The 18,258-nt window shown below is 56.2% G+C and carries 17 protein-coding genes, 1 tRNA gene and 1 riboswitch; of the genes, 7 read left to right on the top strand and 11 right to left on the bottom strand.

Annotated elements, in window-relative coordinates; all coding sequences use genetic code 11:
- Positions 1-309 precede the first annotated feature (309 nt).
- The 5 genes from ACTNB1_RS03940 to ACTNB1_RS03920 are packed head-to-tail and all read right to left on the bottom strand — an operon-like array spanning position 310 to position 3,548.
- Positions 310-1,071, bottom strand: coding sequence for an Ltp family lipoprotein (locus tag ACTNB1_RS03940; protein ID WP_087267355.1), 762 nt, complete (start codon positions 1,069-1,071; stop codon positions 310-312).
- A 23-nt stretch (positions 1,072-1,094) separates the two neighbouring features.
- Positions 1,095-2,078, bottom strand: coding sequence for an SPFH domain-containing protein (locus ACTNB1_RS03935; protein WP_441167961.1), 984 nt, complete (start codon positions 2,076-2,078; stop codon positions 1,095-1,097).
- Positions 2,079-2,092: 14 nt separating this feature from the next.
- The gene (locus ACTNB1_RS03930) at positions 2,093-2,689 is read right to left on the bottom strand and encodes a TM2 domain-containing protein (RefSeq protein WP_441167960.1); all 597 of its coding nucleotides are present in this window, start codon (positions 2,687-2,689) and stop codon (positions 2,093-2,095) included.
- A 21-nt stretch (positions 2,690-2,710) separates the two neighbouring features.
- Positions 2,711-3,367: a recombinase family protein gene (locus ACTNB1_RS03925; protein ID WP_441167959.1), complete on the bottom strand. Its 657-nt coding sequence runs from the start codon at positions 3,365-3,367 to the stop codon at positions 2,711-2,713.
- Positions 3,324-3,548, bottom strand: a complete 225-nt coding sequence (locus ACTNB1_RS03920) for a phosphoribosylglycinamide formyltransferase (protein WP_087267365.1) — start codon at positions 3,546-3,548, stop codon at positions 3,324-3,326. The genes ACTNB1_RS03925 and ACTNB1_RS03920 overlap by 44 nt, the downstream gene beginning before the upstream one ends.
- Before the next feature lie 627 nt (positions 3,549-4,175).
- On the opposite strand from ACTNB1_RS03920, the gene ACTNB1_RS03915 reads away from it, so the two are divergent.
- Positions 4,176-5,018 carry a helix-turn-helix domain-containing protein gene (locus tag ACTNB1_RS03915; RefSeq protein ID WP_441167958.1) on the top strand — a complete coding sequence of 281 codons (843 nt, stop codon included), beginning with the start codon at positions 4,176-4,178 and terminating at the stop codon, positions 5,016-5,018.
- A 145-nt stretch (positions 5,019-5,163) separates the two neighbouring features.
- On the opposite strand, the gene typA is transcribed toward ACTNB1_RS03915, so the two are convergent.
- The gene (gene typA / locus ACTNB1_RS03910; RefSeq protein WP_441167957.1) at positions 5,164-6,990 is read right to left on the bottom strand and encodes a translational GTPase TypA; all 1,827 of its coding nucleotides are present in this window, start codon (positions 6,988-6,990) and stop codon (positions 5,164-5,166) included.
- Positions 6,991-7,193: 203 nt separating this feature from the next.
- On the opposite strand from typA, the gene ACTNB1_RS03905 reads away from it, so the two are divergent.
- Positions 7,194-7,270: transfer RNA gene (locus ACTNB1_RS03905), tRNA-Arg, on the top strand.
- A 53-nt stretch (positions 7,271-7,323) separates the two neighbouring features.
- Positions 7,324-8,181, top strand: coding sequence for an RluA family pseudouridine synthase (locus ACTNB1_RS03900; protein WP_441167956.1), 858 nt, complete (start codon positions 7,324-7,326; stop codon positions 8,179-8,181).
- Positions 8,182-8,184: 3 nt separating this feature from the next.
- On the opposite strand, the gene ACTNB1_RS03895 is transcribed toward ACTNB1_RS03900, so the two are convergent.
- Both ACTNB1_RS03895 and ACTNB1_RS03890 read right to left on the bottom strand, forming a co-directional pair.
- A complete protein-coding gene (locus ACTNB1_RS03895; RefSeq protein ID WP_441167955.1) occupies positions 8,185-9,183 on the bottom strand; it encodes a hypothetical protein in 999 nt (332 codons plus the stop codon).
- A gap of 175 nt (positions 9,184-9,358) precedes the next feature.
- Positions 9,359-10,423 (bottom strand): branched-chain amino acid aminotransferase, encoded by a 1,065-nt coding sequence (locus tag ACTNB1_RS03890; protein WP_441167954.1) that lies wholly within the window; start codon positions 10,421-10,423, stop codon positions 9,359-9,361.
- A gap of 243 nt (positions 10,424-10,666) precedes the next feature.
- On the opposite strand from ACTNB1_RS03890, the gene lspA reads away from it, so the two are divergent.
- The 4 genes from lspA (at position 10,667) to ACTNB1_RS03870 (ending at position 13,675) form a co-directional block, all read left to right on the top strand.
- The gene (gene lspA, locus ACTNB1_RS03885) at positions 10,667-11,146 is read left to right on the top strand and encodes a signal peptidase II (RefSeq protein WP_441167953.1); all 480 of its coding nucleotides are present in this window, start codon (positions 10,667-10,669) and stop codon (positions 11,144-11,146) included.
- The gene (locus ACTNB1_RS03880; protein WP_441167952.1) at positions 11,121-12,035 is read left to right on the top strand and encodes an RluA family pseudouridine synthase; all 915 of its coding nucleotides are present in this window, start codon (positions 11,121-11,123) and stop codon (positions 12,033-12,035) included. The genes lspA and ACTNB1_RS03880 overlap by 26 nt, the downstream gene beginning before the upstream one ends.
- A 21-nt stretch (positions 12,036-12,056) precedes the next feature.
- Positions 12,057-12,173: riboswitch (TPP riboswitch) on the top strand.
- 67 nt (positions 12,174-12,240) lie between these two features.
- The gene (locus ACTNB1_RS03875; protein WP_441167951.1) at positions 12,241-12,849 is read left to right on the top strand and encodes an energy-coupled thiamine transporter ThiT; all 609 of its coding nucleotides are present in this window, start codon (positions 12,241-12,243) and stop codon (positions 12,847-12,849) included.
- Positions 12,850-12,865: 16 nt separating this feature from the next.
- Complete coding sequence (locus ACTNB1_RS03870) at positions 12,866-13,675, top strand: HAD-IIB family hydrolase (protein ID WP_441167950.1); 810 nt, start codon at positions 12,866-12,868, stop codon at positions 13,673-13,675.
- 43 nt (positions 13,676-13,718) lie between these two features.
- Here ACTNB1_RS03870 and ACTNB1_RS03865 read toward each other — a convergent pair whose 3' ends face one another.
- The 3 genes from ACTNB1_RS03865 to ACTNB1_RS03855 all read right to left on the bottom strand — a co-directional run bounded on the left by ACTNB1_RS03865 (position 13,719) and on the right by ACTNB1_RS03855 (position 18,229).
- Positions 13,719-14,972: a M16 family metallopeptidase gene (locus tag ACTNB1_RS03865; RefSeq protein ID WP_441167949.1), complete on the bottom strand. Its 1,254-nt coding sequence runs from the start codon at positions 14,970-14,972 to the stop codon at positions 13,719-13,721.
- A 172-nt stretch (positions 14,973-15,144) separates the two neighbouring features.
- Positions 15,145-15,975 carry a nitroreductase family protein gene (locus ACTNB1_RS03860; RefSeq protein ID WP_441167948.1) on the bottom strand — a complete coding sequence of 277 codons (831 nt, stop codon included), beginning with the start codon at positions 15,973-15,975 and terminating at the stop codon, positions 15,145-15,147.
- A gap of 103 nt (positions 15,976-16,078) precedes the next feature.
- Positions 16,079-18,229 (bottom strand): polyribonucleotide nucleotidyltransferase, encoded by a 2,151-nt coding sequence (locus ACTNB1_RS03855; protein WP_441167947.1) that lies wholly within the window; start codon positions 18,227-18,229, stop codon positions 16,079-16,081.
- Positions 18,230-18,258: the final 29 nt, after the last annotated feature.

The following is an 18,258-nucleotide window of genomic DNA, read 5'->3' as shown; positions in this document are numbered from 1 at the left end:
GGTTGTTGGCATCGTAGATTCCTCCTTTACTTACAGATAAAAATACCGCCTGTCTTTCGGACAAGCGGTAAAATTTGCGTGTTGAGTTTTAGGCTTTGGATGGGAAACTGTCTGTGCAAACAGATTGTTTTCCATCCGAAGCGGGCAAGGATAGCCGCATAAGCGGCGCAAGGGGTGCAGCCCCTTGTACGGAACGCAGTGACGCAAAACAGCCCGGACAATCATTGTCCGGGCTGTCTGCCTCGCAGAGCGCACGCATACAGGGTTTACCCTGTATAGAAGTGCGCCCTTGTTACCAAGGGATATTTGTCAACTCAGGTTATCAATAGCATACTGCGCTTCTTCCGCAGTGAATTTTTCGCCATACTCAGAAACCAGCTGATCATAGATTGCACTGGGAGACATACTCATCATTTCCTGATAGCTTTCCGCCTTTGCAAGTGCATTTGCTTTCCAATCGGCTTCTACATTATCCACGGCGTATTGAGCTTCTTCCGGCGTAAATTTCTCACCATATTCAGAAATCAACTGGTCATAGATTCCAGCTTTCGACATTTGCATGGTCTTTGCGTAATCCTCGGCCTTGGCCAAAGCATTTGCATTCCAGTCAGCAACCAGATTGTCGATGGCATACTGTGCGGCTTCCTCTGAGAACTGTTCACCATATTCAGACACGAGTTGGTCGTAGATTGCGGCCTTTGACATATGCATTATGTCACTATAAGATTCCGCTTTTTTCAGAGCGGATTTGTACTCTTTGGGGATGGAGTCAGTTTCAGAAGGTTCGTTCGAGGAAGCATCCTCTGTCTCACCAGAAGAAACATCACCAGAAGTTGCATCATTGTCGATTCCAGAAGAAACCGAAGAAGAAGGCTGATTATCGGAAGGATCAGACTCAGTACCGCCGCTTGAGGCTGCGCCAATCACAATCAGGGCAATAATCAGCCAGAACCACCATTTCTTATAAATTGGCTTTTTGTTTTTGGCTCCGCATGATGGACATACAGTTGCCTTCTCTGGAAGCGGGTTGTTGCAATTTTTACACACTCGAATTTTAGGTTGTTTCGCCATTTCTCTCTCCTCTTTCTCAATGGTTATGACCGTTTTTCTAAAATTGCTCTCTTTTGTGTATCAAACTCTTCCTGCGTCAGTATACCATCATCCAGCAATTCTTTCAATTCCCGTAACTGCTCGGCCATGCTCTTGGATGCAGCTGTATTCACGGTTGCCTGAATCCCTTGTGCCATTGTATTGCCTAATGCCATACCAGCGCCCAGTCCGGCCAGTCCGCCTTTCTGTTTGGAGGCGTCCCGCATAGCTCTGGCAGTCTGATACTGCATGAAGGTTGCCATATCCTGTTTTGCCATGCCAATCCCGGATTGTTCGTCAATCAGTTTTTCAACCTCATCGGGCAGGGAGATATTTTCAATGAGAATATCGCTGAACTGCACACCCATTGCAGCAGCTTGTGCATTTAGTCTCTGTTGAAGCTCACCAGATAGTTTTCGATATTCTGTGGCCAGATCAAGCACGGACATCTCGCTTTCCGCTACTACGATTGAGAAAGCTTCTGTGACCATGGAAGAAAGGTATTCGACAATATCATAGGTCATCACAATTCCCTTTGTCCCAAAGATCTCCCTCATAAAAGCTGAAACATCGGTGATGCGAAAAGCAAACTTTCCAAAGGAACGGATACGAACCATATTAAAGTCCTTATCACGCTTCATAATCGGATTCTTGGTCGCCCACTTATTGTCGATGAATTGTCTGGTGCTCACAAAGTACACATCGGCAATTACCGGAGAAACGAATAAATAAGGGAATGCCTTGAGGCTGGACAGCACCGGAAAGTTATCCGTTGTCAGCGAATAGGTTCCGGGCGGCAGAATATCGGCAAGCTTTCCGCCCTTCAAAAAAACGGCGTTCTGACTTTCCCGCACGATTACCTTGGAACCTTGTTTCAATTCATTATTTCCACTTTCACGCTGGTATTTGGAAACAATTAGTTTGTTACTCTGATCTACATACTCGATTACATCAAGAAACTGGTCTTTTACTGCATCTAACAGTCCCATATAATCACCGCCTCTTACTGACGCAGCGGCAAATCGAACTGGTCTTTGAAGGAGCCAACCGCAATCAAGATGATGTCAATAATCCATCCAATTCCAAACAAACCGCCTGTAAACAAGTAGAGGAGACCGGTACCAATCTTACCTACATAAAACCTGTGTACGCCAAGTACCCCCAAGAAGATGCAAAGCAACAGTGCGACCATCTTATTTTTCTTGCTGACTCCTGGCACTACCCCCGAATTGGGAATGTTTTGATTGTTGATAATAACCTGCGATTGAACAAAAGGCTGCCCCGGCTGAGGCGGTACAGTTGCAGAATTGGGGATGGTTTCTTCTTTGTATCCGCAATATCCGCAGCTGTTGTTTTCCATCGGTGCTCCACACACCGGACATTTTGCTGCCATAATTGATTCCTCTCCCTGTCTTAAAATTGATAAAAGCTCTCGCTGGGATAACAAATGCAAAATCGTGTACCTTTCTGTAAAGAAAACATGACCAGTTTTTTGTTCGCTGTTTTGTGTGGCTTTTCGCCAAAACAGTATGGAAAATTTTGTAGACCCATGATATAATAATTTTGTATAAGCTTTTGCACCTTTTACAGAAAGGTACACATTCCTGTAAAAACACCCCCTTTACAACAACTTGGCTTTTTCGTAAATCTCTGCCCGGTAACGGAAAGTAGCAAGGGGCATCCCACATTCCTTTGCTGCTGCCGTCCCGGTGATTTCTCCCATTTTCCAACGCTGGTAAACAGAATGGAAATTCTCGGGCAGCGGTTTGGGTGGCCGCCCAAACCGAATGCCCTTGGCTTTTGCCGCAGCAATACCCTCAGCCTGCCGCTGCCGGATGTTGGTGCGCTCGTTCTCTGCCACAAAAGACAGTACTTGCAGCACAATGTCACTGAGGAAAGTTCCCAGTAAATCCTTACCTCTCCGTGTATCCAGAAGCGGCATATCCAAAACCACAATGTCAATGCCTTTTTCCTTTGTGAGAAAGCGCCATTGCTCCAATATTTCGGCGTAATTGCGTCCCAGACGGTCGATGCTCTTGATATAGAGCAGATCGTCTTTTTTCATTTTTCGCAACAGTTTCTTATACTGCGGACGCTCAAAATCTTTGCCGGATTGTTTGTCGATATAAACATTTTTCTCAGGTACGCCCACTTTCCGGAGGGCAATGACCTGACGATCTTCATTTTGCTCTCTGGTAGAAACACGGATGTACCCATAAATTTTCTGCTCGATCTTATTTCCTCCGTTTCTGCCACACAATGTCGTACCCCAGCACATCCGCCAGCTCCACCGCCTCGCCATAGCGTAAAGAACCACGCTTTAGTTTTCCGGACAAGTTTGGGACACTGCTGCTCCATCCGTATTCGTCAGCCAAAATCTCCACTACCTCGCTCATGGTCATGCCAGCCCTGACAATGTAGGCTTTGATCTCGTTCCTGTAATTCTCGTGGTTGCTCATAGAAAAAGTCCTCCTGTTTTGTTGGCTCTGCGGCGAACAGAATCTATTCCGTGATAAATTCCATTTTCTGCAAAGCATTGTTTTGGTAAAACTCAATTTCAAACTGAAATTTTTGCTTGTGATGCCCTATTCACAGCACCCGCTTTTCCGTTTTGCTGGTTTGTGTGAAATCAAGCAAAACAGCGAATATCCACACGGAACGCTGTACTGTGTACGCTGTGCGGTGCAACGCTCTTTGGTGCGGGCGGCAATACAAAAATTGCAATTTATTCGCTGATTTCACATAGATTGATTTTTGCCTGTGTTTTTTTTAGCGCCGTTTTTCCCGAATGCCGTTCCTACCCGGGACTCTCACCCCGGCGTATCCCCGGCCTTGGCACGCTCGCAGCCTCGGGACAAATTGTCCCGAGGCTGGTTCTGGCGCTGCTTCGCCAACCGGCATATCCCATTCGGACGGTCATGTACTTTTCAAGCTGCAATGTCTGGTGACAAATACATTTTAGCGAAAAAACATGACCCTTCCCGTATATCCAAAAGGATGGAAAAGACTCTGAAAAAGCAGAAATTTCCACGCTTATGGACAAGCTGTGTTATAATAAAAGAAATGGAGCGGTGGGGAGGCTTGGCATGAATACGACCTTAACGATTCAGGAAAAATTGAAGGATTTGCGGGTGGAGCACGGACTTACCTTGGAACAGCTGGCCGACCAGACCGGGCTTTCCAAATCTGCGCTCGGCAAATACGAGAATGATGATTATAAGGACATAAGCCCTTTTTCCATCGTCACACTGGCAAAGTTTTATCATGTGACTACGGATTATCTGTTGGGGGTGTCAGAACAAAAAAATCACTCAGACACAGAGCTGAGTGCCCTGCACCTGAGTGATGATGCGATTGATGTTCTGAAAGCCGGGAAATTCAACCCCCGGCTGCTGTCGGAAATTATCTGTCACCATGATTTTCAGAAAATGATGCTGGATGCGGAGATTTATGTGGATCGGATCGCTGATATGCGGATTAGCGATATGAACGCTGTACTGCAAGCCGTTCGTCAAATGGTACTGATGCAGCAGGGAGAAACGGAAAATGATCTGTATCTGCGGACACTGGAACTTGCACAAATACAAGAGGACGAGTATTTTGGCCATGTTATTTCTGACGATTTGAAGCTGATCCTTCGGGATATTCGGGAAGCCCATCAAAATGATGCAACCACTGCTGACAGCCATTCTCCGGCGCTGGATGTGCAAAAGAGTTTGCAGGAAGCCACGAACTACAAAGGCAGCAATGCGGAAAAGCAGGCCCGCATTTTCCTCGCAACCTTTGGTATTGACTATGATGCGATCACGATGGAGCAGTTTGTAAATCTAATAGAGGTCTTGAAACTGTCCAAACACCTGAAACCCTCTATTAACCAGCGAGGGAAAACCAACATGACCCATGGAAAAGGAAAAAGAAAGCGCAAATAGGCAAAAAAACATGCTGGACACGGTTGATTTCAACCATGTCCAGCATATTTCATTTACCCAATCCCGTCTGACAGATGCCGTAAGTGTAATTTTGAGTGAATTACTTTCTTACGAGCACCCGTCTAAAGACAGCGGGCATTTTTTATTAACCTTTCTTCTTGGACGCCTCACGCATGCGGGCCGCGTGGTCCAGCAGACGCTTGCGCAGACGCAGGGACTGAGGAGTGACCTCCAGCAGCTCGTCGTCGGCCAGGAACTCCAGGCACTGCTCCAGAGACATCTGACGGGGCGGGGTCAGCCGCAGAGCATCGTCAGAGCCGGAGGCGCGCATGTTGGTCAGCTGCTTCTTCTTGCAGACGTTGACGGAAATGTCCTCCTGCTTGGGGGTCTCACCCACCACCATGCCGGCGTACACAGGCACGCCCGCGCCGATGAACAGCACGCCGCGCTCCTGAGCGTTGAACAGGCCGTAGGTCACGCTCTCGCCGGTCTCGAAGGACACCAGGGAGCCGGAGTTGCGGCGCTGGATCTCGCCCTTCATGGGGGCGTAGCACTCAAACACGGAGGCCATGATGCCCTCACCCTTGGTGTCAGTCAGGAACTCGTTGCGGTAGCCGAACAGACCGCGGGAGGGCACCAGGAACTCGATCTTCATCCGGTCGCCCACGGGGGTCATCTCCACCAGATCGCCCTTGCGGGAGCCGATCTTCTCGATGACAGAGCCCACACTGTCGGCGGGCACGTCCACCACCAGGCGCTCGATGGGCTCGCATTTCTTGCCGTCAATCTCCTGGAAGAGCACGCGGGGCGGAGACACCTGGAACTCGTAGCCTTCACGGCGCATGGTCTCGATAAGGATGGACAGGGACATCTCGCCGCGGCCCGCCACGTTGAAAGCATCGGTGGAGTCAGTCTCGGTGACCCGCAGGGACACGTCCTTCATGGTCTCACGGAACAGGCGCTCCCGGATCTGCCGGGAGGTGACGAACTTGCCCTCCTTACCGGCGAAGGGGGAATCGTTGACCGAGAAGGTCATCTCAATGGTGGGAGCGGAGATCTTCACGAACTCGATGGGCTCCACCGCCTCAGGGGCGCAGATGGTGTCGCCGATGGTGATCTCGCCAATGCCGCTCATGGCAATAATGTTGCCGGCAGTGGCCTCAGTAACCGGAACCTTGCCCAGGCCGTCGAACTGATACAGAGCGGTGGCCTTTGCCTTGGTGGGGGCCTCGTCCGGCTTGTGGTAGTTGCACACCACGATCTCCTGATTCTGCTTCACAGTGCCCCGCTCGATACGGCCGATAGCAATACGGCCCACGAACTCGTTGTAGTCGATGGAGGACACCAGCATCTGGAAGGGGGCATCCACATCCGCCTCGGGAGCGGGGATATAGTTGAGGATGGTCTCGAACAGAGGCACCAGGTCGGTGCCGGGCACGTCGGGAGAATAGGAAGCAGTGCCCTGACGGCCGGAGCAGAACAGAGTGGGAGACTCAAACTGCTCGTCGGTGGCATTCAGGTCCAGCAGCAGCTCCAGCACCTCGTCCATGACCTCGTGGATGCGCTGGTCGGGGCGGTCGATCTTGTTGACCACCACGATGACCTTGTGGCCCAGCTCCAGGGCCTTAGACAGCACAAACCGGGTCTGGGGCATGGGGCCCTCAGCAGCGTCCACCAGCAGGATGACGCCATTGACCATCTTCAGGATGCGCTCCACCTCGCCGCCGAAGTCGGCGTGGCCCGGGGTGTCCACGATGTTGATCTTGACGTCCTTGTAATGGACAGCGGTGTTTTTGGCCAGAATAGTGATGCCGCGCTCCCGCTCCAGGTCGTTGGAGTCCATGACGCGATCCACTGTGGCCTGGTTTTCCCGGTAGATGCCGCCCTGCTTGAGCATCTCGTCCACCAGGGTGGTCTTGCCGTGGTCGACGTGGGCAATAATGGCTACGTTACGCAATTTTGTATCCTGCAAGATGGTACACCTCAATCCGATATCATACAGTATTCCAATAAGCTCGACCATTTATTATACCGTATGACTTTCCGCCATGCAACCGGTTTCCGCAAAAAATCCGCCGAAATCCGTTCCATTTCTCCCCGCCGCCGTTGACAGATGCGGAAAGTTGGGTTACAATGGTCCGGTATCTGACGAAAACGTCACCATATTATTTACATGCGCCTGTAGCTCAGCAGGATAGAGCGACCGCCTCCTAAGCGGTAGGTCGGAGGTTCGAATCCCCTCAGGCGTGCCAGCGCGGCGCAAGCAGCATTCGCTTGCGCCGCGCTTTTGTTAGGATGTGAAATTATGCAGGAAAAAACCTATTCTGTCACCCAGGCCGGCCCCCTGCTCCCCTTTCTGCTGGAACAGGTAAAGGGCCAGAGCCGCAACAACATCAAGGGTCTGCTCACCCGTGGCCAGGTACAGGTGGACGGGGCCACCGTCACTCGCCATGACCATCCTCTGGAACCGGGTCAGCGTGTCACCATCCGCCCTCAGGGGAGCCGGGATAGGAAGGCCCCCTTCCCCATTCTGTATGAGGACAGGCGGATCCTGGTAATCGAAAAGCCTGCCGGACTGCTGAGCATGGCCAATGACCGGGAAAAGGTACGCACCGCCTACCACATGGCCACCGACTATGTGCGCCGGACCCAGCCCAAAGGCCGGGTGTTCATCGTCCATCGGTTGGACCGTGACACTTCCGGCGTGCTCCTCTTTGCCAAAGACGAGGAGACCAAGCGTGCCTATCAGGACAATTGGGACACCCTGGTGACCCGCCGTGGCTACCTGGCGGCGGTGGAAGGCCACCCGCCCAAAGAGTCGGACACCATCCGCACCCTGCTGCGGGAGAACGCTGCCCACAAGGTATACTCCGTCCGCTCCGGCGGGAAAGAAGCAATCACTCACTATACCACTCTGAGCAGCGGAAAGGACTATACCCTGCTGGAGGTAGACATCGACACCGGTCGGAAAAACCAGATCCGGGCCCATCTCAGCGAGCTGGGTTGTCCGGTGGCAGGAGACCGGGATTACGGTGCAGCCACCGATCCCCTGGGCCGGCTGTGTCTCCACGCCCATGAACTGATCCTTACCGACCCCTTCACAGGAGAAAAGCGGGTCTTCCGCGCGGAGGTTCCCAAGGGCTTCCGCGGTCTGACCCGCTGAATCTCACAGGCCCAGCTTCGCCCGTGCCTGGTCCCGGAAGGTCACCAGCTCGGGATAAGCGTAGAAGAAATTCTGCTTCCGGGCCTGGACGCTCTCTCCCTCAGCCTTGTCGCCCATGATGAAGAAGGCAAAACTCTCGGCAATATCCTCAGAAGGGCTGGTGGCCGCATAGCCGGTGAGGAAGTCATCGGAGTGGCGGAGGTAGAAGCCGGTGCTCTCCGGGTCGGCCAGCCGGTCGGACAGGTAGTCCGTCCAGAACTCCTGATAGAAAGCATTGAGATAGGACCCGGGACGGGTAATCATGCCCTCCTCCGTATAGCGGCCCTGGGAGGGAGCCGTCTCATAGGCCACCTGCTGGTCGTTAAGGGTCAGGTAGTGGCAATACTCGTGGAACACTGTCTCGGCAAAATAGGTTTCGTCCCCCGCGTCCTTGGGGTCCACCGCCAGCTCCCAACGGGCGCCTTCATCGTCGGTGGGTACCACATAGGCCAGGATTTCCTCCTCCCCGTCGGTAAAGACGGTAAAGCGGTCAAAGGCGTCCAGACTGCCCTGAGGCAGCATGGCTTCCACCTGCTCCCACAGGGCCCGGTAGGAGTCCTCCCCCTCGGAGAGTTCCAGGCCGCTGCCCTTTACATCATATTCGGCCAGCAGTTCCATTTTCTCCTCGTCTGCACTCCAGCTCTCCGGCTCTCCCAGGCTGCGGCGGGTGAAGTCCTCATAGAGCTGGTTGAGCTGGACTGCCAGCTGCTCTTCCCCGGCGGAGACCGTCCAAATGCCCGCATCTTCCCGGACCTGGCGGAGGGAGAGCATCCGCTCCAGCAGCTGGGTCACCTGCCGCCGCTCCTCCCCGGTGACATACGGGTCCAGCTTGCCCAGCTGGGCGACAGCCAGACGGCTGGCCTCGCTCCGGACCTTGGAGTCGGCCAGCCCGAAAGGCCCGCCGCAGGCAGACAACAGCAGGAGCAGGGCCAGCAGCGCGGGGATATATTTGCATCGTTTCATAGCAGCACCTCATTTCATTTGGGCCATTGTACCATAACAACCCCCGTCAGAGGTGAAAGCTAAAGAAACCAAAAGGGAAATATCAGATTCTCTGAAGAAAATAGACCAAGGGGCGGGACAAATGTCCCGCCCCTTGGTCTGGGAAGGTATATAGGAAGGTTAGAAGAACGCAAATTTACAGCTTGACGACCCAGCCATGGGGATCAGGCTGAGTGCCCCACTGGATGCCGGTGAGGGTGTCATACAGCTTCTGGGCCAGAGGGCCGATCTTGCCGCCGTTGACCACAACATGCTTGTCCTCCCAGCCCATCTCGCCGATGGGAGAGATGACGGCGGCGGTACCGGTGCCCCAGGCTTCCTTCAGGGAGCCGTCAGCTCCGGCGTCAAAGAGCTCCTGAGCGGTGATGAGCCGCTCCTCCACCTTCAGGCCCCAGCTCTCCATCAGCTCGATGCAGGACTTACGGGTGATGCCGGGCAGCACGGAGCCAGTCAGCTTGGGGGTAACCACCGTGTCGCCGATCTGGAACATGACGTTCATGGAGCCCACTTCTTCAATGTACTTGCGGTGGACACCGTCCAGCCACAGCACCTGGGCGTAGCCGTTCTCCTCCGCCCGCTCACCGGCGCGGATGGAGGCAGCGTAGTTGCCGCCGCACTTGGTGTAGCCGGTGCCGCCCTTGACGGCACGGACGTCCTCATTTTCCACATAAATCTTCACCGGGTTGATGCCCTCGGCGTAGTAGGCGCCCACAGGGCAGGTGATGATGCAGAAGATGTAATTGTGGGCGGCGTGGACACCCAGGGAGGGCGTGGTGGCGATGATGAAGGGACGGATATACAGGGAGGTGCCGGGGGCACTGGGCACCCAGTCAGCCTCCAGACGAACCAGCTGCTCGATGGCGGCCAGAGCGTCCTCCTCATTCAGCTGAGGAATGCACATACGCTCACAGGAGGAGTTGATGCGCTTGATGTTCTCGGTGGGCCGGAAGAGCTGCACACCGCCGTCGGGGGCGCGGTAGGCCTTCAGGCCCTCAAAAACCTCCTGGGCATAGTGGAACACCATGGCGGAGGGCTCCAGCGGAATAGGACCGTAGGGGACGATGCGCCCGTCGTGCCAGCCCTGGCCGGCAGTATAATCCATGATAAACATATGGTCGGTAAAGGTCTTACCGAAAACCAGTGTATTGGGGTCGGGCTTTTCTTTCAGCACCGCGGCCCGCTGAACCGGATATTCCTTCATAGGAACGGCCTCCTAATTGCTTCACTTTATACTTGGTAGTATGGCACCGCGTCGGAGAAAAGAATGTAAACCATGATACAATGCCAAAAAAGTTCCGGCGGCTTCCATCCGTTCCCATTGTATCACACTCATCTGAGGGAAACAAGCGCAGCTGGGACTTGCCCGCCGGAGACGGGCATGGTACAATAAAAAAAACTTGATCGGGCCTTCCGGCCCTTACTTTTTGCAAAGGAGCCCTGTCTTATGCTCTACGCCGTTCTTGTGGTGGCCCTGGTGGCACTGGACCAGCTGGTCAAATTTCTGGTCCGGGCCAACATTGATCTGGGTGAGGGCGTGCCCTTTCTCCCCCACATTTTGCAGCTGACCTATGTGAAGAATACCGGCGCTGCCTTTTCCCTCTTTGAGGAGCACACCTGGATCCTGACCCTGGTGTCTCTGGCCGCCTCCATCCTGCTGGCGGTATTGCTTATTAAAAAGGTATTCCCCCACCCCTTCGCCATGGTCTGCCTGTCGGTGGTGCTGGCCGGGGCTGTGGGCAACCTGATTGACCGGGCCTTTCTGGGTTACGTCACCGATATGTTCCAGACCCTGTTTATGAATTTTGCCGTGTTCAACGTGGCGGATATCTGCGTGGTATGCGGCGGCATCGCCTTCTGCGCATACTATCTGCTGTTCTACGGCAAGGAGGAAAAAGAGCATGACGCCCCTGCATCTGAGGGTTGACCAGGCCGGCAGGAGGGTCGACCAGTTTTTGGCCGATGCCCTGCCTCAGCTCACCCGCTCGGCGGCCCAGAAGCTGCTGGAGGAGGGGGCCGTGACCCTGAACGGCAAGCCGGTGAAAAAGAACTACAAAACCGTCCCGGGAGACGAGCTGGTGGTAGTTCTTCCCGACCCTGCGCCGGTGGACATCGTACCCCAGGATATCCCCCTGGACGTGGTATATGAGGACGAGGACGTTATCGCCGTCAACAAGCCAGTGGGCCTGGTGGTCCACCCGGCGGCAGGCCATCCCGATGGCACTTTGGTCAACGCTCTGTTATATCACTGCGGAGATTCACTCTCCGGAATCAACGGAGCCCTCCGTCCCGGCATCGTCCACCGTATCGACCGGGACACTTCCGGGCTCATTATCGCTGCCAAGAACGATTTTGCACACCTGGCCCTGGCAGAGCAGCTCCAGGACCACTCCCTCTACCGGGAGTACGAGGCGGTGTGCGTAGGTAATTTAAAGGAGGATCAGGGAACGGTGAACGCCCCCATCGCCCGCCATCCCACCGATCGAAAGAAGATGGCGGTGAATTTCCTCCAGGGACGGGAGGCTATCACCCACTGGACCGTGCTGGAGCGCTTCCCCGGCTATGCCCACATCCAGTGCCGGCTGGAGACGGGACGTACCCACCAGATCCGGGTCCACATGGCCCATATCGGCCACCCCCTGCTGGGCGATGTGGTGTACGGGTCCAAAAAGCCCTATCCCGGCCTGGCCGGCCAGTGCCTTCACGCCCGTCGGCTGTCCTTTATCCACCCCCGTACTGGGGAACGCCTCACTCTGGAATGTCCTCTGCCTCCGTGGTTCCAGGATATATTGACAAAGCTGGGGCATTTGGTATAAACTTTGCTTGGCCGCAGGACAAATCGAATACAGGGGCGCTGGACGCAAGTCCGGCTGAGATCAGGGCGTATTGCCGCCCGTGTCCCTAGAACCTGATCCGGGTAATGCCGGCGTAGGAAGCGGATTCGGCTTTTGTCGTTCCTCCCGTACCGCATTGCGCAGCCCGGTTTGCGTTGCGGTACAAATTTTTAGGAGGAATATTTTCATGTCAAACGCAGCCGCTTCCCGACGTTCCCGCTCCGGCCTGTTGGTGCTCCGGTTGGTGGAAAGCGCCATCATGCTGGCTATTGGCACTGTACTCAGCATGTTTACTTTCTCCGGTCCCTGGGCCCTGGGCGGAGGCATCACCTTCTGTTCTATGCTGCCCCTGGTGATCGTCTCCCATCGCTACGGCTGTAAGTGGGGCCTGTTTACCGCCTTTGTGTACAGCCTGCTGCAGATGCTCCTGGGTATCCAGAATGTGCAGTACGCCACCTCCGTGGGCATGGCCATCGCCATTATCCTGCTGGACTATGTGATCGCGTTCAGCGTGGTCGGCCTGTCCTCCATGTTCAACGGCGTCATCAAAAACCGGCTGGTGAGCCTGGAGGTTGGCATCGTCTTTACCTTCCTGGTCCGGCTGCTGTGCCACTTTCTCTCCGGCGTACTGATTTGGGAAGTTCTCTGGCCCAACGAACTGGGCTGGGCTGCTCCTGTGTGGTCCATCGCGTACAACGCCAGCTACATGATCCCCGAGATCATTATCACCGGGGTGGTGGCTGGCCTGCTCTTCAAGCCTCTGAATCGCTACTTTACAGGGGCCGATCTGAAATAAGAAAGGTTTGACTGATTTGGGCAAATTTGACGGCGTGCTGCTGGTCAGCGATTTTGACGACACCCTCTACGGGGCCGATCTGCGGGTACCGCCCGTCAATGTGGAGGCCATCGAGTACTTTACCCGCAACGGCGGCACTTTTACGGTAGCCACCGGCCGGGCCCATCCTACCTTTGCACCCCACGCCCGTCTTGTAAATATCAACGCACCGGTGATTCTGTCCAACGGCTCCGCCCTGTACGACTTCAAGGCCGACCGCATGATCCATGAGACCTTCCTGCCCGACCGGGCCAGGGAAGACCTTCAGCAGTTGGCCCAGGACATCCCGGAGATCGGGTTCGAGGCCTACAACCACGACGACATCTACGTCTACCAGCCCAACCGTGTCACCTTCAACCATCTGAAACGGGCAGGGATGGACGCTGCTGAGGTGCCCATCGGGGAGATGCCCTTGCCCTGGAGCAAGGTGATCCTCCAGCAGGACAACGAGGTGCTCCGCCGGGTCCAGCGCTATATGCTGGAGCGATGGGCCGAGCACTACGAAATCATTTTCTCCAACGCAGTACTGTTAGAGATGACCCGGAAGGGCAGCAACAAGGGTGGTATGGTGGACTACCTGGTAAAATACCTGGGCATGGACCCCAAGAAGGTCTACTGCGTGGGTGACAACCAGAACGACATCCCCATGCTGGCCCGCTCTGCCGTTCCCTTCGCTCCCTCCAACTGTGCACAGGAAGTGAAGGACTGGGGCGCCTACATCATGGGCAGCTGCGAGGAAGGCTGCATAGCCCAGATCATCCGGGTACTGGACAAGCTATATGAATAAAAAACACGGGCCCGCTGCCATGGCAGCGGGCCCGTGCTTTCTTTTATTGCAGCAGAGCCTGATACTCCGCCTGGGTACCTACCCGGCCCACAGCGGACAGGGATGCGTTCTCAAAGCGGAACAGCTCACGGGCCAGATCCCGCACATCCTCCCGGGTGACTGCATCATAGGCGGCGATGATCTGGTCCTCATCCAGCACCTCACCCTGGAGGATCTCCCCCCGGCCCAGACTGCTCATGTGGGACTGGGTGGACTCCAGGCCCATAAGCACGTTGGCCTTAGACTGTTCCCGGGCCCGGTCCAGCTCCTCCTGGGTGATTCCCTGCTCGGTAAAGTCCCGGATCACGGTGAGGATGGTGTCCAGGGCCTGGCCCTCGGTCTTCTTCCCCAAAGCGGTATAGATGCCGAAGTAACCGGTGTCGTCGTGACAGGTACCGTAGGTGTAGATGGAGTAGCACAGGCCCTTCTTCTCCCGCACCTGCTGGAACAGACGGGAGGACATGCCGCCTCCCAGGACAGAGGACAGCAGCTGGAGGGTGAATCGCCGCTTGTCGGCAAAGGGCAGACCGGGGAAGGCCAGGGTCAGGTGGTTCTGCTCAATGGCCTTCTTCTTCACCACCACGCCAGGAGTATAGAAGGCGGGCTTACCTGCCGGTTGGCGGGTGGTGGGTTCCATGCTGGCAAAGCGTTGGGTCAGATCATCCACATCAGCCTGGGTAAAGCTGCCCGCCAGAGCCACCACGATCCGCTCCGGACCGTAGTGGGTGCGCTGGTAGTTCCGCAGCCAGGCCCCGTCCATCTTCTCCAGGGTGGATTTCCGGCCCAGGATGGGCCGGGCCAGCGGGGTCCCGTGGAACACCGCGCCCGCCAGCCGCTCGGCGCACAGGTCCTCCGGATTGTCCTCGTACATGCCGATTTCCTCCAGGATGACCCCCCGCTCGGTCTCCACGTCGGCATCGTCAAACCGGGAGTGGAAGAACATGTCGCACAAAATATCTGCCGCCCGAGGCAGATGGGTGTCCAGCACCCGGGCATAGAAGCAGGTGCATTCCTTGGTGGTGAAGGCGTTGATCTGTCCCCCCACCGCGTCCATCTCCTCAGCCAGCTGAGCCGCCGTGCGGCGGGCGGTGCCCTTGAAGAGCATATGCTCAATAAAATGGGCGGCGCCGTTCTCCCCTGCCGTCTCATGGCGGGAGCCGGTGCCTACCCAGATGCCCAGGGATGCTGAGCGCACCCCCGGGACCCGTTCTGTTAAGATCCGCACCCCATTGGGGAGCGTCAATCGTTCATAATCCAAATAGAATAACCTCGCACTTCTGTGGCGTTTTCTCTAGTATGCGCAGCAGACAGCCGCCCTACCCCCGCAGAGCGATCAAAAGCAGCACCACCGCCGTGATGGCCAGGATCAATGCCAGATAGCCCACTACCTTTTTCTTCATGGACATACCGCTCCTTTCTCTCCTTGCCGCTTACAGCCGGGTCACATCAGCGGGATTGCGATTCACCGTCCGGTAATACTTTACGTCCGGATATCCGATGGCCAGAGTGGACACCACTGCTTCTTCTTCCCCGACACCCAATCGCCGGTAGAGCTCCGGCTCCAGAGAGGCCGCCATGGTGAAAAAGCCAATATAGCAGGCGCCCAGACCCAGCGCGTGGGCCATCAGCTCCACATTGGCGGAGGCCAGGCCCGCATCCAGCCGGCCGCTGTTGGACCTGGGGAAGCGGGATATAGTCAGCAGCACACAGGGCGCGTGGAAAAACAGTCCGTCCTTCCCCTGCTCCTTCCACGCCGGATACATACTCCGCCACTTGGGCTGATAACGCTTGGCACTCTGGAGCGCAGGATCGGTATCCATCCGTTCCGCCGCTTCATACAGAGTTTTGAGGGCCAGCTCGGTCAGCTCGTCCTTATTCTGTTCCAGCAGAATATACCGGGTCTTCTGCTGATTGCCGCCGGTGGGCGCATATCGGGCCGCCTCCAGAAGGGCTGACAGCTTCTCCTTCTCCACCGGCTTATCCTGGAAATGGCGGATGCTCCGCCGGAACTTCATGAAGTTCAGCAAATGGTCCGCCGGAATATCAAAGGCGGACGGCTCATAGGGGATGATCTCCTCCTCGGGAGCTCCCTCCAGCCGGATGGCGTCCATGGGGCACACCGCTACACAGTGACCGCACTGGATACAGATGCCCTCCCTCATATGGGACTTACCGTTCTCTACAATAAATAGGCTTCGCAGGCAGTCCCGGACACAGGCCCCACAGCCCACGCATTTTTCCAAATTGATGATCGGGTCCATATCTTTTCTCCCTTTGGTCGGAGTGTATCACAGCCCTGCCCGCCTTGTCAAGGGACGGGAAAAAGGCCGGGCGGAACCCTCCGCCCGGCCTCAATATATGCTTTTACTTAATGGGCTCGCCGGCCTCTTTCTTGGCCTTGATCTCCTTCAGCGCGTCGCGGTAGGACAGGTTGACCCGGCCCTTCTCGTCGATGTCGGTGACCTTGACCCAGATCATATCGCCGATGTTCACCACATCCTCCACCTTCTCCACGCGGCGGTCAGCCAGCTTGGAGATGTGGACCATGCCGTCCTTACCGGGAGCCAGCTCTACGAAGGCGCCGAACTGCAGGATGCGGACCACCTTGCCGTAGTACAGCTGGCCCACCTCGGGTACAAACACGATGGTCTCGATGGTCTTCTTGGCGGCGTCGCAGGAGGCCTTGTCGGTACCGGCGATATAGATGGTGCCGTCGTCCTCGATGTCGATCTTGGCACCGGTATCGGCACAGATCTTCTGGATCACCTTGCCGCCGGAGCCGATGACCTCGCGGATCTTGTCCACGTCGATCTTCATCTTCACCATCTTGGGCGCGGTGTCAGCCACGTCCTCACGGGGCTTGGAAATGCAGGGCAGCATGATCTCGTCCAGGATGGCATACCGGGCGTCCTTGGTGATGGCCAGGGCTTCCTTAATGATCTCATGGGACAGACCGTCGTTCTTGATGTCCATCTGGATGGCGGTGATACCGGCCTTGGTACCGGCCACCTTGAAGTCCATCTCGCCGTGGAAGTCCTCCACACCCTGGATGTCGATGAAGGTGGTGAAGCCGCCGTCATCGTCCTGGATCAGGCCGCAGGAGATGCCGGCCACGGGGGCGGAGATGGGCACGCCGGCATCCATCAGAGCCAGGGTGGAGCCGCAGATGGAGCCCTGAGAGGTGGAACCGTTGGAGGAGAGCACCTCGGACACCACGCGGATGGCGTAGGGGAAGTCCTCCACGGAGGGGATAACGGGCTCCAGGGCACGCTCGGCCAGAGCGCCGTGGCCCTTCTCACGCCGGTTGGTGGACCGGGCAGCACGGGCTTCGCCGGTGGAGTAGGCGGGGAAGTTGTAGTGGTGCATGTACCGCTTCTCCTCTTCCTCCCAGATGGTATCCAGCTTCTGGGCGGCGGAGAGGGTATTCAGGGTGCAGATGGAGAGCACCTGGGTCTGACCGCGGGTGAACAGGCCGGAGCCGTGGACCTTGGGCAGCACGCCCACTTCGGCGGCCAGAGGACGAATCTCGTTCTTGGCACGGCCGTCCACGCGGTGGCCTTCCAGCAGCCAGGCCTTGACGATCTTCTTCTGGAACTTATAGGTGATCTCCTCCAGGTACTTATCCATCTCAGGATAGTCCTCCAGGAAGAGCTCATGCCAGTGCTCGATGAGGGCGTTCCAGCGCTCCTCGCGCACGTTCTTGTCGTCGGTATCCATGGCGGCCTTGGCCTCGTCCATGGTGGCGGCCACGATCTTGTCAAACAGCTCCTGATCGAAGTCGGCGTGATCGTAGGTCATCTTCTCCTTGCCGATCTCCGCCACGATCTGGTTGATGAAGGCCACCTGAGCCTTGATCTCCTCGTGAGCCTTGACGATGGCGTCATACATGATGTCATCGGGCAGCTCCTTGGCGCCGGCCTCGATCATGATGACCTTCTTGTCGGTAGCGGCCACGGTCAGGTCCAGCTGGGAGTTGTGCTTCTGCTCGTTGGTGGGGTTCATGACGATCTGGCCGTCCACATAGCCCACCTCCAGGCAGCCGATGGGGCCGGCCCAAGGAATGGGAGAGAAGGCCAGGCAGGCGGACACGCCGATCATGGCAGTGACCTCGGGAGAGCAGTCCCGATCCACGCTCATGACGGTAGCGGTGACCACCACGTCGTTGCGGAAGTCATAGGGGAACAGGGGCCGGATGGACCGGTCGATGACGCGGGAAGCCAGCACGGCGGGCAGAGAGGGCTGGCCCTCACGGCGCATGAAGGAGCCGGGGATGCGGCCCACAGCGTACAGCTTCTCCTCAAAGTCCACGCTCAGGGGGAAGAAGTCCACGCCGTCCCGGGGACGGGGAGACACGGTGACGGCCACCAGCACGGTGGTCTCGCCGTAGGTCACCATGGCGGACGCGGTAGCCAGCTCGGCGACCTTGCCCACGTCAATGGTCAGGGGACGTCCGGCAACCTCAGTCTTGTACACTCTGCGGTTGTTGAATTCTTTGTGCTTGATCACGGTTGACATGTGAGTTTTGCCTCCTTTTTCGTTGGTGT

This window comes from Flavonifractor sp. HCP28S3_F3 (assembly GCF_052065355.1).
Taxonomy (GTDB): domain Bacteria; phylum Bacillota; class Clostridia; order Oscillospirales; family Oscillospiraceae; genus Flavonifractor.
The sequence above is the reverse complement of the archived record's forward strand: the minus strand, read 5'-3'. Positions and strand labels throughout refer to the sequence as shown.